The organism is Streptomyces sp. NPDC048436 (genome assembly GCF_043200355.1).
In the GTDB taxonomy this organism is placed as follows: domain Bacteria; phylum Actinomycetota; class Actinomycetes; order Streptomycetales; family Streptomycetaceae; genus Streptomyces.
In genome coordinates, this window is record NZ_JBICXP010000013.1 from 220230 (window position 1) to 234939 (window position 14710).

The window sequence follows — 14710 nt, forward strand, 5'->3', positions numbered from 1 at the left end:
AGCTCAGGGCCCTCTTGCGCACACCGCAGGCCAAGCGGCCATTGTCTTGCTCTTTCGGGAAGCAGTCGCGCCGCAGGCTCTCGGTCCTCCTAGCGTGGGCGCCATGACACGCACCTCCCCGCACACAGCCCACGACGCCCACGACGCCCACGGCCAGGCCGAGATACTCGACCTGGACGCGGAGGTCCTCGCCGAGCACATCGCCTCCATCGCCGCATGGCTGCCCGTCGAATCCGCGCCCCGACGCATCGTTGATCTGGGCTGCGGAACCGGGGCCGGCACCCTCGCCCTGCTCAACCGCTTCCCCGAAGCCGAGGTGAGCGCCGTCGACACCTCGCCCAGTCATCTGCACCGCCTGCGGGAGAAGGCCGAGGCGGCAGGCCTCGCGGACCGGGTACGGACCGTTCAGGCCGACCTCGACGCGGTCTGGCCCGACCTCGGCACGCCACAACTGGTCTGGGCATCGGCCTCCATGCACCACATGTCCGACCCCGACCGCACGCTGCGCCAAGTCCACGACACGCTCGCGCCGGGCGGGCTGTTCGCCGTCGTCGAACTGGCAGGCTTCCCGCGCTTCTTGCCAAGTGGCGCGCCGGAAAGCCGTCCTGGCCTTGAGGAGCGCTGCCATGCCGCACTCGACCAGCACCACACCGAGCAGGTGCCGCACCGCGGCGCCGACTGGGGCCCCAAGCTGACCGCGGCCGGCTTCGCCCTCGAAGGGGAACGCACCATCACCGTGAACCTCGGCCCCCCGCACGCCGACGACGCCGTGGCCCGCTACGCCCTCAACAGCCTGCGCCGCATGCGTCCCGGCGTAGCCGGCACACTGGCGCCCGATGACCTCACCGCGCTCGACCAACTGCTCGACGACCAGAGCCCGCACAGCATTCTGCGCCGCGGCGATCTGACGGTACGTACCGAACGCACCGTGTGGGCCGCCCGACGTACACGACGTACCTGAAGGCGCTCGTGGCGGGCTACTTCTCCGGCACTTCCCGGGGTTCGAGCGGTCGCGTCGCGGGCCCCTGCAGCACAGTGCCGTCCGTGGCGAAGCGGGAGCCGTGGCAGGGGCACTCCCAGGATGTCTCGGCCGCGTTGAAGGCGACCAGGCAGCCGAGGTGGGTGCAGCGCGCCGACACGGCCTGGGTGGCGCCGGTGTCGTCGCGGTAGACCGCGCACCGGCTGCCGTTCACCCGCACCACCGCGCCCGTGCCCGGGGCGACCTCGCTGATCGAGTCGACGTGGGTGGTCCTGAGCCGGTCGCCGACGAAGTGACGTGCCACATCGGCCTGTTGGCTCAGCAGAGCCGGGGCCTCGCGCACCGCGCTCCAGAGCCGGCGCGGGTCGTACAATCCGGCCCACGGCGGCTCCTCGCCCCCGATGAGCGAGGTCAGGAGCTGCCCCGACAGGGCGCCGCCGCTCATGCCCCAGCCGCCGAAGCCGGTGGCCACGTAGGTGTGATGTGCGCCGGGGTGGAAGTAGCCGATCATGGGCACCGTGTCGCTGACGTCGTTGTCCTGCGCCGCCCAGCGATAGGCCGTCTCATCGACCGCGAAGTGGCCGCGCATCCAGGCGTCGAGGCGGGCGAAACCGGCGGCGGCGTCCCCCTCCCCCGGCGTGAAGCTCTCGCCGGTGACGATCAGCAGCCGCCGGCCGTCGCCGTAAGGCGCCGTACGCACGGACCGCTTGTTGTCGTCCTCGGTCAAGTACATGCCGTCCAGGTCCGGTTCGGCCGACAGTGGCGCCGCGACAACGAGTTCCCGGCGCGGGGAGAGCCTGGCGAAGAGCAGCGCACGGTCGAAGACGGGGTAGTGCGTGGCCACGACCACGTCGCGGGCGGTGACGGTGTGGCCAGCCTCGCTGGTCACCCGGCAGGGAGTGCCCTCCCGCAGCCCGGTCACCCGGGTCCGTTCGTGGATCACTCCCCCGTGCGCCTTCAGGTCCTCGGCCAGCGCGAGCAGGTAGGTACGGGGATGGAACTGGGCCTGTCCCTCGACCCGAACGGCCCCCGCCACCTCGAAGGGCAGCGTGGTCTCCTCGACGTACTGGGCGTCCAGGCCCGCCTCTTGGACGGCGGCGGCCTCCGCTCGCAGTGCGTCACGGTCCTCGTGGCGGGTGGTGTACGTGAAGGCGGGGCGCCGCTCCCACGCGCAGTCGACGCCCAGCTCTCCCGCGACGGCCTCGATCCGGTCGACGGCCCCCTGCTGCGAACGTGCGTACAGCCGGGCCGCCTCCGCACCTCGGGTGCCGGCGATACGGTCGTAGATCAGCCCGTGCAGGGCGGAGACCTTGGCGGTGGTGTGCCCTGTCACCCCGGCGGCGATCCGGTCGGCTTCGAGCACGATGACGCCGCGCCCGGCGCGGGCCAGCTCCCAGGCGGTGCTGAGCCCCGCGATGCCCCCGCCCACGACGACCACGTCAGCCTCCGCGTCGGCGGCGAGCGGCGGATACGAGGTGGTGGGGCTCGTGGCCATCCAGTACGACTCGTCGCGGCCGGGCAGCGACGCGGTTTCGGAAGTGCGGTGTGTACTCATGCGATTCGAGTGCCTCCATCCGTACGGAAGATTCTTGCCTCTGCCGACCGGATGGGCATGTCGGCCACCGCGGGGAGCCGGGCCGCCGAGCCACCTGGCGCGCGGGCGGCATGCGTGACACAGCAGCGACCGGCCTTATCACCTAAAGTGATGACATGGTCACAAAAAGCAACTCTTTCCGCCCGAACCAAGGTCACCGACCCGTCTCCCGAGGCGCCGTCCGCCTGCTGTGTACCGCGGCCGTGGCCGGAGCCCTGCTCACGGGCTGCGGCAACGAAGAGAACGGCGCCACCGCCAAGACCGGCGCGGCTGACGTCGCCCAGGCCGCCAAGCCATCGCCCTCCGCTTCGGCGAGCGAGAGCAGCCTCACCGACGACCAGTCGGAGCGGAAGGCCCTCATCCCCAAGGCCAAGGTCGGCTACGACAAGGCGCTGAGCACCGCGGTAGCGGCGGTACCGAAGTCCAAGCCGGTCTCGATCGAGCTCGACGGCCCTGTCGACAGCCCCAAGTGGGAGGCCAAGGTGGCGACGGCCGACGGCGCCGAACACACCGTCCTCGTCGACGCCGTCACCGGCAAGGCCGACAAGCCCCAGGCCAAGTCGGACGAGGACGCCGACGACAAGCGCGAACTGGCGGATCTGCTGGGCAAGGCCACCGTCACGCCTCAAGATGCCGCCAAGACCGCCACGTACAAGACCAAGGGAACCGTCAGTTCCGTCGAACTCGACGACACCGACAACAAGACACCGAAGTGGTCCGTCGACGTCGTGACGACCGACAACTGGAACAAGACGACCTTCGACATCGACGCGACCAACCGCAAGGTCCTGCGGGAGCACGTCGACAAGGACTGACAGCCGCCGGTGACCGCATGCTGAGTGCGCGCGTGGCCGGCTGATCGACTCCCGCTCGAAAGACCGGAAAGACGTCCACGGTTATCTTTCTGCCATGAACCGCCATCGAGTGGTGGCGCTGCTCAGCCCGCCGCAGTCCCCCTTCGAACTCGCCTGCGCCTCCGAGGTCTTCGGCACCGTGCGGGCGGGGGTGAAGCCGTACTACGACTTCCGCGTGTGCACCCGGCGGCCCGGGCCCGTGCCCACCACCGCCGGGTATCAACTGCTCATCCAGGACGGACTGTCCGCGCTGGAGGGGGCCGACACCGTCGTCGTGCCGGGCTGGCAGCCGGTCGGCGACCCCGCGCCGCCGGAGGTTCTGGAGGCCTTGCGTCGCGCGCACCGGCGCGGGTCCAGGATCGTCGCCATCTGCACAGGAGCGTTCGTACTGGCTCAGGCCGGGCTGCTCGACGGCCGCCGCGCCACCACGCACTGGGCCAGTACCGGTCAACTCGCCGCCGAGTTCCCCGAAGTCGAGGTGGACCCGGACGTCCTGTACGTGGATCACGGAGACGTGGCGACCAGTGCCGGGACCGGCGCGGGCATCGACCTGTGCCTGCACCTGGTGCGCCGCGACCACGGTGCCGCTTACGCCGCTCGGATCGCGCGGAGCATGGTGCTGCCCCCGCACCGGGAGGGCAGCCAACTCCAGTACGCCGAACCGCCCGCGCCCGACAGGGCCGACGGGTCCCTGGCGCCCCTGCTGGAGTGGGCCAACGCCCGGCTCGACTCCCGGTTGACCCTCGACCGGCTCGCCGAGCACGCCGGCCTTTCGAGCCGGACCCTCGCACGGCGTTTCACCCAACAGCTGGGCGTCAGCCCCGGCCAGTGGCTGCTGCGCCAACGCATCGACGCGGCAAGGGTTCTGCTGGAACAGACCGACCTTCCGGTGGAGGCCATCGCGACCCGGGTGGGACTCGCATCGGCCATCAACCTGCGCCGTCGCTTCCGGGACGCCCTCGGCACGACCCCGGGCGCCTACCGCAGGACGTTCGGCGAGGCCCGGTGAAGCACGAGGTGCCTGGCTTGACTTGAAGTGCCTGGCTGGGGCTCTCTCACCGCCTCCCGCGCCGCCGCGCGCCAAGCGCCATCGCACCGCAGGCCGCGCCCGCCGCCGCGACCGCGGCGAGCGCCGGGTGCCGGGAGGCCCACAGCTGTGGGTCATGTCGGTGGGATTCCTTGTCGAAGGATCCGTGCGCCCCGTGGTCGGTGTCGTCGTCCACCGGGTGCCAGAGGTTGTAGCGCCGGTCCGGGTCGTCGGCCTGGTCGGTCTGCTGGGCGTCGTATCCGGTGCGGGCGAGGTATCTGTCGAGCAGCCCCGGCGCGATCTTGTTGGCGACGAGGGTCGCTGTCGTACCGGATCCCACGAAGTACTGCTTGCGACCGGGATGGTCGGCGGCCTGAAGGACGGCGGCCGCGGCGACTTCGGGCTGGTAGATCGGCGCCACCGGCTGCGGTCGCCGGGACAACCGGGAGAGGACCCAGGAGAACTGGGGGGTGTTGACGGCGGGCATCTGGACCACGGTGATCCGCACGCCGCTGCCCTGGTGCATGAGTTCGGTGCGTACGGAAGAGGTGAAGCCGTTGATGGCGTGCTTGGCCCCGCAGTAGGCGGACTGCAAGGGGATGGATCGCGCGCCGAGCGCGGATCCGACCTGCACGATGGTGCCGGCGTCACGGGGTGTCATATGGGCCAGAGCTGTCCGGGTGCCGTTGACGAACCCGAGGTAGGTCACCTGCGTCACGCGTTCGTACTCCTCCGCCGTGATCTCGGTGAAGGGCGCGAAGACCGAGGTGAATCCCGCGTTGACCCAGACGTCGATGCGGCCGAAGGACCGCACGGCCTCCTCGGCGGCGGCTTCGACCGCTTGGTGGTCGGCGACGTCCGTGGGGACGACGAGCGCGCGCCCTCCCGCTTCCTCGACCTCGCGGGCGGCAGCGTCAAGCCCCGCCTGGCCGCGGGCGAGCAGGACGACGTCGTCGCCGCGCGCCCCGAACGCGCGGGCCGTGGCCCGGCCGATCCCCGCGCTCGCTCCGGTGATGACAACGGTCTGGGTCATGACTGCTTTCCTTCCGATCCGGGTGCTGTGGCCAGGCGGATGGAGGATTCGAGCATCATGGCGTGTACGAAGGCCTGCGGAACATTGCCGCGGAGCTGTCGCTGGGTGATGTCGTACTCCTCCGTGAAGAGACCGGGCGGCCCGCAGGCGGCCCGGTTGCGCTCGAACCAGCGCAGGGCCTCCGTCTGGTTTCCCTGCTGGTGTTCGGCGAGCGCCATGACGTATCCGCACAGCAGGAAGGCGCCTTCGGCTTCTTCGAGGGGGCGTTCGTCGTGGCGGAACCGGTAGGCGTAGTAGTCACGGGTCAGCTCCGCGCGGTAGGCGTCGAGCGTCCGCACCGTCCTGGGGTCGGCGGCGGGCAGGGCCCCGCGGACCGGGGGGATCAGCAGCGCCCCGTCAAGGCCTGGGTCGTCGGTGGCGCGCTGCCAGCGCCCGGAGGGGTGGATGCTGGTCGCGGACGTCTCGGCGAGCAGCGTGTCGGCGAGAGCGGCCCACCCGGCGGCCTTGGCGGGCGGCGCGCACCCCGCCATCGCCCGGAGTCCGGCGGCGCAGAGGAGGCGGCTGTGGGTCCAGGCACGGGCGTCCAACTCCCAGATCCCCGCGTCCGGTTCACCGCGTCGCCGGGCGATCGTGTCGGCCGCGATGCCCGCCGCTCGCCAGCCGTCGCCGTCGAGCCTGCCCGCCCGGGCCGCGGCGGCGAAGAGCAGCAGCGCCTCGCCGAACGCGTCGAGCTGGAACTGCCGGTTGACCCAGTTGCCGGTCAGGTCGTGGCCTCCCGGGTAGCCGGGAAGGTCGAGCGACCGCTGGTCCGGGACCGGGCCGCCGGTGACGGTGTAGGCGGGCGCCATGCGCGGCCCGTCGGCGTGGAGGCGTGCGGCGACGAACCGTACGGCGTCGTCGGTCAGGGCGTCGGCGCCGGCGGCAGCCGCTGCCTGCCCGGCGTAGCACTGGTCGCGGATCCACACGTACCGGTAGTCGTAGTTGCGCCCCGCTCCGGCCCGCTCGGGGAGGCTGGTCGTCGCCGCCCCCACCATGCCGCCCGTCGAGCCGGTGAGGCCGCGCAGCACGGTGCAGGAATGACGGGCGTCCTCGGGCGCCAGCGAGGCCTGCAGCGGGGGCACCGCGCGGAACCACGCGCTTTCCGTGGCGTTCCACGCCTGGTCCGGGTCCACGGGGCGGCCGAGCTCCGCGTCGGAGAGTTCGAGGACCAGGTCGTGGTGGCCGCCGGGCGGCAGCACGAGTTCGGTGTCCAGGCCTGTCGTCCGGAGGCCGGAGCGGACGGGGCGGGCCTCGCCTGCGCCCGTCCAGCGCCACCGCAGGGAGCCGCTGCGTCCGGTCCACACACCGGAGTCGCCGCGGCGCACGTGCCGGGGCGGGCTCTCGCCGAAGTCGGCGTGCGGTTCGAGCCGTACGGTGACACGCGCCTCACCCTGGACCGCGGTGATCCTGCGCAGGAGGACCGCGCACTGCGCGTCGCCGGGGAAGGCGAGCGCCTCGCGGCATTCGATGACGCCGCTCGTGGTGACCCAGCGGTTGCGCCAGATCAGGGTGCCGTCTTCGTAGTAGCCGCCCCAGACGTAACGCTCACCAGGGGCGACGGTGTAGTGGCCCGCGCCGCCGATGAGTGCGGAGAACACCGCCGCGGAGTCCCAGCGCGGTGCGCACATCCATACGATGTCGCCCTCGGGCCCGACCAGCGCGCCGCGTTCACCGTCGGCGAGCAGCGCGTATTCGCGCAGTACGTGCGGTGGGGGCGCGTCGTGGGGCAGGTGTGGGCGAATCATGCGCCTCCTTGTCGTCGGCGTGCGGTGTCTCACCGGAAGCGGTGGCGTGCGGTCGTTCACCGGACGCGGTGGCGTTCCGCGGCCCCGTCGCGGAAGTCGAGACCGTGTCCGGCGGCCCCGCTCTCCCCGGGACGGATCGTGCCGCCTGCCGGGTCGAGCACTCCCCCGAAGAACAGCTCCTCGATCCGCACATGGTCGTGGAACCACTCCAGATGGCGGAGGTTGGGCACGGCGGCCGCGGCATGGGCGTGGACGTGCGGGGCACAGTGCCCGGAGATCTGCAGCCCGGCGGCTTCGGCCAGGGCGGCGACGCGCAGCCAGACGGTGATGCCTCCGCAGCGGGTCGCGTCGGCCTGGAGACAGTCCACCGCGTCCGCGCCGACCATCTGCCAGAAGTAGGGCAGGGCGTACCCGTATTCGCCCGCGGTGACATCCGCCGCCGTCGCCTCCCGGATCTGGCCGAGCCCGGTCAGGTCGTCGGAGGAGACGGGCTCCTCGAACCAGGTCACGTCGTGGTCCCTGAGGTGCCCGGCCACGCGGATCGCCTGCTTGCGGCTGTAGGCGCCGTTGGCGTCGACGTACAGCTCGCAGTCGTCGCCGACGCTGCGCCGGGCCCGGGCGGCGCGCTCCAGGTCGCGTCGCTCGGCCCGCCCCCACGCCTCGCCGATCTTGATCTTGACCCGGGGGATGCCCTGCCCCTCCGCCCAGCCGCGCAACTGCCGGTCCTGCTGGTCGTCGTCGTACGGGGTGAAGCCGCCGCTGCCGTAGACGGGCACCTCCCTGCCACTGCCCCCGAGGAGCCGTGCGAGGGGCAGGTCCAGCAGGCGGGCCTTGAGGTCCCACAGGGCGATGTCGACGGCCGAGACGGCCCCGGCGATCAGGCCGGGGCGTCCTGCGTTGCGCACCGCGCGGCTCATCGCCTCGTTGGCGGCGGGCACGTCCCACGCACAGCGGCCCGTCACGAGGCCGCCGAGCTGGTCGTCGACGACACGGGCGGTGGCCGCTGCCCCGTAGGTGTAGCCGAGCCCGGTGACATCGCCCGAGTGCGCCCGCACCAGGATCAGCGTGGTCGAGTCCCACGCGAGGGTGCCGTCGCCCTCCGGGGCGTCGGTGGGCACGGTGTAGACGGCGGTCTCGACACGGTCCACCACGGGATCGTCTCCGCCCCCGGCGCGCCGGGTCACTTGCCTTCCGGTCCCTGCGTGCCGCGGGGGCCTGACTCGCGGCGGTGGCCGGGCAGCATTTCCTGCACCTTGGCCTTGAACCCCTGGCGCACCACCGCGGTCCGGTCGCTGTCGCCCTTGAGGATGGACAGGGCCGCCGACTCGATCTGGTCGAGGGTGGCGTGCGGAGGGATCGGGGGGACGGCCGGGTCGGTCCGGAAGTCGATGACGAACGGCCGGTCGGCGCCCAGGGCCCGGTGCCAGGCGGACTCGACGTCGCCCGGCTTCTCCACCCGTACGCCGTCGAGGCCGATGGAGCGGGCGAAGTCGGCGTAGGGGACGTCGGGCAGTGCCTGCGAGGGCAGGAACTGCGGTGCGCCGGACATGGCGCGCATCTCCCAGGTGACCTGGTTGAGGTCCTGGTTGTTCAGGACGGCGACGATCAGCCGGGGGTCCTGCCACTCCTGCCAGTACTTGGCGACGGTGATGAGTTCGGCCATGCCGTTCATCTGCATGGCGCCGTCCCCGACGATCGCGAGGGCGGGCCGCTCGGGATGGGCGAACTTCGCGCCGATGACGTACGGCACGCCGGGGCCCATCGTGGCGAGCGTGCCGGACAGCGAGCCGCGCATGGTGCCGCGCATGCGCAGGTGGCGGGCGTACCAGTTCGCGGCGGACCCGGAGTCGGCGGCGAGCATCACGTCGCTCGGCAGGAGGGCGTCGAGGGCGTGCACGACGTATTCGGGGTTGACCGGGTCGGCCTCCACCGCGGCACGCCGCTCCATGACCTCCCACCACCGGGCGGTGTCCTTCTCGATCTTCTTGCGCCAGGCTCCGTGCTTCTTCCGCTTCAACCGCGGGATGAGGGCTTCGAGACTCGCGCGCGCGTCACCGACCAGGTTGACCTCGAACGGATACCGCAGGCCGATCATGAACGGGTCGATGTCGATCTGCACCGCGCGGGCCTGGTCGAACTCCGGCAGGAACTGGCTGTAGGGGAAGCTGGATCCGATCACCAGGAGCGTGTCGCAGTCCTGCATCATCTCGTACGAGGGCCGGGTGCCAAGGAGGCCGATCGACCCCGTCACGTACGGCAGATCGTCGGGGAAGGCGTCCTTGCCGAGCAGTGCCTTGGCCACACCGGCGCCCAGCAGGTCCGCCAGCCGCTCGACCTCGGCGCGTGCGCCGCGTGCGCCCTGCCCGACCAGGATGGCGACCTTCTCCCCGGCGTTCAGCACCTCGGCGGCCCGTTCGATGTCGTCCGGGGCCGGGGTGGGGGCGTAGTTGCTCACGCCGAGGCTGGAGGGGACCATCTTGAACGCGTGCGTCGGCGGCGTGTAGTCCAGCTCCTGGACGTCCGCGGGAACGATCACCGCGGTGACCGTTCGTTTGCCGTACGCCGTGCGCATGGCCCGGTCGATCACGTTGGGCAGTTGCTCGGGGACGGTCACCATCTCGCAGAAGTCGGACGCGACGTCCTTGTAGAGGCTCAGGAGGTCGACTTCCTGCTGGTAGGAGCCGCCCATCGCGCTCCGGTTGGTCTGGCCCACGATCGCGACCACGGGGACGTGGTCCAGCTTCGCGTCGTACAGGCCGTTCAGGAGGTGGATGGCTCCTGGTCCCGAGGTGGCGGCGCAGACCCCCACCTTGCCGGAGAACTTGGCGTACCCCACAGCCTCGAACGCGGCCATCTCCTCGTGCCGGGCTTGCACGAACTTCGGGTTGTTGTCGGCGCGGCCCCACGCGGCGAGGAGACCGTTGATCCCGTCACCGGCGTAGGAGAAGACGTGGTCGACTTCCCACTCGCGCAGGCGTTGCAGGATGTAGTCGGAGACCTTGGTCGCCATGGTGTTGCTTCCTTTCGGTAGTGCTTGGTGTGCGGTGGTGATCCGTTTCGCTAGCGCGCGGTGCGCCGGGCCCGGCGCACCGCGGCGTACAGGGCCCCGGCGGTGGCCGTGCCCAGCGCGGTGAAGGCCCCGGCTGCCATGAGGCGGGCGCCGCGGACCGGTGCGGCGGGGCGGCCGATGGCCCGCTCCGGGCCGGTCGCGGGCAGGGGGCCGTCCAGGCCGAGTGCCAGAGCCTCGGCCAGGTGCATAGCCCGCCTGCCGGTCGAGCCCTGTTCGATCTGTGTGCGGCAGCTGAATCCGTCCGCCACGACCAGGGCGCTGGGCGCGGCGTCCCGCACGGCCGGCAGTACTCCCTGCTCGCCGATGTCCATGGACAGCGCGTAGTGCCCGCGTTCGAACCCGAAGTTCCCGGCGAGCCCGCAGCAGCCCGAGTCCAGTACGTCGGCGTCGATGCCCGCACGCCGCATGAGCTCACGGTCCGCGTCGAACTTCGTGACGGCGTGCTGGTGACAGTGGGTCTGCACCGTCGCGCTCCGCGCCAGCACGGGCGGGCGCCAGTCGTCGGGGGCGTCGTTCACCAGGAGTTCGGCGAAGGTGCGGAACTGCCGTGACAGGCGCCGCACATCCTCGTCGTGCGGCAGGAGTTCGGGGGCGTCCGAGCGGAACACAGCGGTGCAGGACGGTTCCAGGCCGACGATCGGGGTGCCTGCCTCGATCCACGGTCGCAGCACGTCGATGGTCCTGCGCAGCACCCGCTTCGCGGTGGCGGGCTGTCCGGTGGAGATCCAGGTCAGGCCGCAGCACACGGCTTCGTCCGGTACGGCGACCCGGAACCCGGCGTCCTCCATGACCCGGACGGCCGACTTCGCGATGTCCGGGTGGAAGAAGGTGGTGAAGGTGTCGGGCCACAGGACCACCGTGCGTGCGTCACCGGGCTCCGGCCGCTGGCTGTTCCGGGTCCGCCACCACTGGGTGAAGGACTCGGCGGCGAACGCGGGCGGCTGCCGCTCCCCCGCGACGCCCGCGAGCCGTTTGCCTAGGCGGGCGAGGCCGGGAGCGTTCAGCGCGGCGTTCACGAGTCCGGGTGCGAGGCGCGACAGGTGGGCCCAGAGGGGGAGCCAGCCCAGCGAGTAGTGGGCCGCGGGACGAAGCCTTCGCGTGTAGTGGTGCGCCAGGAACTCCGCCTTGTAGGTGGCCATGTCCACGCCCACGGGGCAGTCGGACTTGCAGCCCTTGCAGGCCAGACAGAGGTCGAGGGCGTCGCGCACCTCGGTGGAGCGCCAGCCGTCGGTGATCGTCGTGTCCTGGTGGCCGCCCAGCATCTCGAAGAGGAGCCGTGCCCGCCCACGGGTGGAGTGCTCCTCCTCGCCGGTCGCCCGGTAGGAGGGACACATCACTCCGCCGGAGTGGGAGCGGCAGTTCCCGATTCCGACGCAGCGCATCACGGCCTGGCTGAAGGACCCGTCGTCATCGGGGTACTGGAAGTGGGTCTGCTCGTCCCTGGGGCGCCAGTGCGGGCCGAGGCGGAGGTTGTCGTCGGTGCGACGGGGGTCGACGACCTTCCCGGGGTTCATCCTGTTGTCCGGGTCGAACAGCGCCTTGACCTCGCCGAAGGCGGCCACCAGGCGCTCGCCGAACATCCTGGGCAGGAGTTCGGCGCGTGCCTGGCCGTCCCCGTGTTCTCCGGAGAGCGAGCCTCCGTAGGAGGTGACGAGGTCGGCGGCGCGGAACAGGAACTTCCGGAAGGTGGCCACGCCCTCGGCGCTCTTGAGGTCGAAGGGAATCCGGGTGTGCACGCAGCCCTGGCCGAAGTGCCCGTACAGGGAGGGGTGGTCGTAGGCGAATTCGGCGAAGAGCTTCTTCAGGTCGCGCAGGTAGTCGCCGAGCCGCTCGGGCGGAACCGCCGAGTCCTCCCAGCCCTCCCAGGTCTCCCGTTCGTCCGGGGGCCGCGCGGTCACCCCGAGGCCCGCCTCGCGTGCCCGGAGCATCCTGCGTTCGCGGGCCGGATCGTCCGAGAAGGAGATGCCGGCGTCGCCCTCCTGCCGCCCCAGGGCCCTGATGAGATCGCGTCCCTGCCGGTCGACCTCCTCCAAGGTGTCGCCGGTGAACTGGACCAGCAGCCAGCTCTCGCCCTCGGGAAACGCGTCCAGCGAGGCGACGTGGCTGTCCTCCTCGCGCATCAGCTGCGCCATGCGGCCGTCGAGGGCCTCCAGCTGGGACGGGTCGCTGTGCGCCAGCAGACGCGGTACGTCGTCGGCGGCGGCGCAGATGTCGCGGTAGCCGAGGACGAGCATGGACTCACAGGGCGGCACCGCGACCAGGTCGAGTTCGGCCCGCAGGACGGTGACGAGCGTGCCCTCACTGCCGACGAGCGCCCTGGCCAGGTCGAAGCCCTTCTCGGGGAGCAGCGAGTCGAGGTTGTAGCCGGAGACCCGGCGCGGGATGGCGGGAAACCCCTGGCGGACGTCGGCGAGGCAGCCGTCGATGATGCGGCGAAGCCCGCGGTAGATGTCCGCACGGCGCCCGCCCGCCGCGATGATCTCCTCGAACTCCGTGTCCGACGTCGGGCCGACCCAGCAGCGAAGCCCGTCGTACGTCAGGATCTCCAGCCGTCGTACGTTGTCCACGGTCTTGCCGTAGGCCTGGGCGGACGCGCCGCAGGAGTTGTTGCCGATCATCCCGCCCAGCGAGCAGTGGCTGTGGGTCGACGGCTTCGGCCCGAACATCAGCTGCCGGTCCGCCAGCTGCCGGTTCAGCTCGTCGAGGACGATCCCGGGCTCCACTACGCAGGTGCGGCGCGTCTCGTCGACCGAGACAAGCCGGTCGCAGTACTTGGTCCAGTCGATGACCACGGCGGCGTTGGTGCACTGGCCTGCGAGGCTGGTGCCGCCGCCGCGGGAGAGCACGGGGACGCCGTACTCGGAGCAGACCGCGACCGCTTCTGCCGCGGCGTCGACCGTCCGTGGCACCACGACTCCGATGGGGACCTGTCGGTAGTTGGAGCCATCGGTCGAGTAGGCGCCCCGGCTGCCCGCGTCGAAGCGGATCTCACCGTCCACCCGTCGGCGCAGCTCACGGTCCAGGGACCGCACGTCCGGCGCCGGGCCTGGGCCGGACCTCGGCTGCTCGCCCGGTGGCGCGCTGTCTGTCGCGGCCATGCGCTACCTCCTCGATGCACCGGCCCTGGTCGGTCACACAGCGGCAGGTGAGGACCAGGGCGAACCGTCTGCAAAAGCCCGGTACCCGAAGTCCTCGGGTTCACGTGTCGAATTTCGGGCCGCTGCCCCGATCGGCCCTGACGAAAGCCACGAGTGGCAGCGGCAAGGCGCGCCGTGCGCCCGTTAGGGCGAAGACCTGGTGGTAACCGGATATTGCTTCGAGGAATGCGGGGTACAGGCAAGCAAACAACCGGCCGTATCTACCGAGGAGCCCCTTCATGGCTGCCAAGCAGCAGGACGTCGTCGCCCTCATCCTTGATGACCATCGCGCGATGGAGGATCTTTTCCACCGGATGCGCAGCGTCGAGGCGGATCGGGCGAAGGCGCTGCGAGAGTTCTCCGCGCTCCTGATCGCACACGCCGAGGCGGAGGAGGCCGAGGTCTATCCGGCGCTCAAGCGGTTCCGTCACATCGACGACGACGAGGTCGAGCACGGCTCGGAGGAACATCAGGAAGGCAATGAGGCCCTGCTGGCCCTGCTCGAGGTCGACGATGTGGGTTCGGATGACTGGGACGAGAAGCTGGAGGGCTTGGTCCAGGCGATCAGCCACCACACGGACGAGGAGGAGCGCACCATCCTCAACGGGGCCCGTGAGAACGTGCCGGCCGAGCGCCGGGAAGAACTGGGAGCAGCCTTCTCCAAGGTGCGCGGCAAGTACCTGGCTCAGGACTGCGGAAGCATCGACAACGTACGCAAGGTGGTCGGCAAGAGCTGAGAAGGCGGTCGGCAGGAGCTGAGACGGGGCGGATGGCCGCCGAATAGATTCAGGGGACCGAACAGGAATAGGCAAAGGGCAACCGGGCATACTCTGCCCCCTCTTTGTGAGCCCTCCCATAGGGGCCACGTCACACGCTATCGGCGGTAGTAGACGGGCAAGGCGCTTGGAGGCCGGGGAATCGCCCCGAGGGCGGCCACAGGGAAAACTCCTGCGTAGCCGGGTAGTACGTCACATCCTTGCGCCCCTTTCCCCTCGCCGCTAACCATGGCTGACATCGCAGGGCCGGAAATCGGACAGCGCGAATACCCCGCCATTCCGATCGCGCCGGCCCCGCGCCACGTCCCCCATGGAAAAGGTTCACTCCCGTATGCCCATCAGCACCGGTAACACCCGCATCGCCCGCATCCGCTCGCTCTCCGTCGCGGGCCTTGCCACCGCCGGCGCCACGGCCGCACTGCTCACCATGGCCCCCTCGCCCGCCCAGGCCGCCGA

The 14710-nt window shown here is 71.0% G+C and carries 10 protein-coding genes; 4 read left to right on the plus strand and 6 right to left on the minus strand.

All coding sequences use genetic code 11. The annotated features are described in order from the left end of the window. Positions 1-103: 103 nt before the first annotated feature. The gene (locus ACGFX9_RS33480) at positions 104-961 is read left to right on the plus strand and encodes a class I SAM-dependent methyltransferase (RefSeq protein ID WP_393481884.1); all 858 of its coding nucleotides are present in this window, start codon (positions 104-106) and stop codon (positions 959-961) included. 16 nt (positions 962-977) lie between these two features. On the opposite strand, the gene ACGFX9_RS33485 is transcribed toward ACGFX9_RS33480, so the two are convergent. Continuing rightward, on the minus strand, positions 978-2534 hold the full coding sequence (locus ACGFX9_RS33485; RefSeq protein ID WP_393481886.1) for an FAD-dependent oxidoreductase: 1557 nt from the start codon (positions 2532-2534) through the stop codon (positions 978-980). A gap of 242 nt (positions 2535-2776) precedes the next feature. On the opposite strand from ACGFX9_RS33485, the gene ACGFX9_RS33490 reads away from it, so the two are divergent. Both ACGFX9_RS33490 and ACGFX9_RS33495 read left to right on the plus strand, forming a co-directional pair. Further along, a complete protein-coding gene (locus tag ACGFX9_RS33490; protein WP_393481889.1) occupies positions 2777-3388 on the plus strand; it encodes a PepSY domain-containing protein in 612 nt (203 codons plus the stop codon). 94 nt (positions 3389-3482) lie between these two features. Beyond that, positions 3483-4436: a GlxA family transcriptional regulator gene (locus ACGFX9_RS33495; protein WP_393481892.1), complete on the plus strand. Its 954-nt coding sequence runs from the start codon at positions 3483-3485 to the stop codon at positions 4434-4436. A 46-nt stretch (positions 4437-4482) separates the two neighbouring features. On the opposite strand, the gene ACGFX9_RS33500 is transcribed toward ACGFX9_RS33495, so the two are convergent. Genes ACGFX9_RS33500 through ACGFX9_RS33520 form a run of 5 tightly spaced genes read right to left on the minus strand, consistent with a single transcriptional unit; the run spans position 4483 to position 13439 of the window. Further along, positions 4483-5487 carry an SDR family oxidoreductase gene (locus ACGFX9_RS33500; protein WP_393481895.1) on the minus strand — a complete coding sequence of 335 codons (1005 nt, stop codon included), beginning with the start codon at positions 5485-5487 and terminating at the stop codon, positions 4483-4485. Further along, positions 5484-7271: a glycoside hydrolase family 15 protein gene (locus tag ACGFX9_RS33505; protein ID WP_393481898.1), complete on the minus strand. Its 1788-nt coding sequence runs from the start codon at positions 7269-7271 to the stop codon at positions 5484-5486. The genes ACGFX9_RS33500 and ACGFX9_RS33505 overlap by 4 nt, the downstream gene beginning before the upstream one ends. Before the next feature lie 56 nt (positions 7272-7327). After that, positions 7328-8419, minus strand: coding sequence for an enolase C-terminal domain-like protein (locus tag ACGFX9_RS33510; RefSeq protein ID WP_393481901.1), 1092 nt, complete (start codon positions 8417-8419; stop codon positions 7328-7330). Positions 8420-8451: 32 nt separating this feature from the next. Continuing rightward, the gene (locus tag ACGFX9_RS33515) at positions 8452-10281 is read right to left on the minus strand and encodes a thiamine pyrophosphate-requiring protein (RefSeq protein WP_393481904.1); all 1830 of its coding nucleotides are present in this window, start codon (positions 10279-10281) and stop codon (positions 8452-8454) included. 50 nt (positions 10282-10331) lie between these two features. After that, a complete protein-coding gene (locus tag ACGFX9_RS33520; RefSeq protein WP_393481907.1) occupies positions 10332-13439 on the minus strand; it encodes an FAD-binding and (Fe-S)-binding domain-containing protein in 3108 nt (1035 codons plus the stop codon). A 278-nt stretch (positions 13440-13717) separates the two neighbouring features. On the opposite strand from ACGFX9_RS33520, the gene ACGFX9_RS33525 reads away from it, so the two are divergent. Further along, positions 13718-14215, plus strand: coding sequence for a hemerythrin domain-containing protein (locus ACGFX9_RS33525; protein WP_393481909.1), 498 nt, complete (start codon positions 13718-13720; stop codon positions 14213-14215). Positions 14216-14710 lie beyond the last annotated feature (495 nt).

Excerpts from the sequence above, each read along its gene's own strand:
- ACGFX9_RS33480 (WP_393481884.1), top strand. The coding sequence starts at position 104 with ATGACACGCACCTCCCCGCACACAGCCCACGACGCCCACGACGCCCAC.
- ACGFX9_RS33485 (WP_393481886.1), bottom strand. The coding sequence starts at position 2,534 with ATGAGTACACACCGCACTTCCGAAACCGCGTCGCTGCCCGGCCGCGAC.
- ACGFX9_RS33495 (WP_393481892.1), top strand. The coding sequence starts at position 3,483 with ATGAACCGCCATCGAGTGGTGGCGCTGCTCAGCCCGCCGCAGTCCCCC.
- ACGFX9_RS33500 (WP_393481895.1), bottom strand. The coding sequence starts at position 5,487 with ATGACCCAGACCGTTGTCATCACCGGAGCGAGCGCGGGGATCGGCCGG.
- ACGFX9_RS33505 (WP_393481898.1), bottom strand. The coding sequence starts at position 7,271 with ATGATTCGCCCACACCTGCCCCACGACGCGCCCCCACCGCACGTACTG.
- ACGFX9_RS33515 (WP_393481904.1), bottom strand. The coding sequence starts at position 10,281 with ATGGCGACCAAGGTCTCCGACTACATCCTGCAACGCCTGCGCGAGTGG.
- ACGFX9_RS33520 (WP_393481907.1), bottom strand. The coding sequence starts at position 13,439 with ATGGCCGCGACAGACAGCGCGCCACCGGGCGAGCAGCCGAGGTCCGGC.
- ACGFX9_RS33525 (WP_393481909.1), top strand. The coding sequence starts at position 13,718 with ATGGCTGCCAAGCAGCAGGACGTCGTCGCCCTCATCCTTGATGACCAT.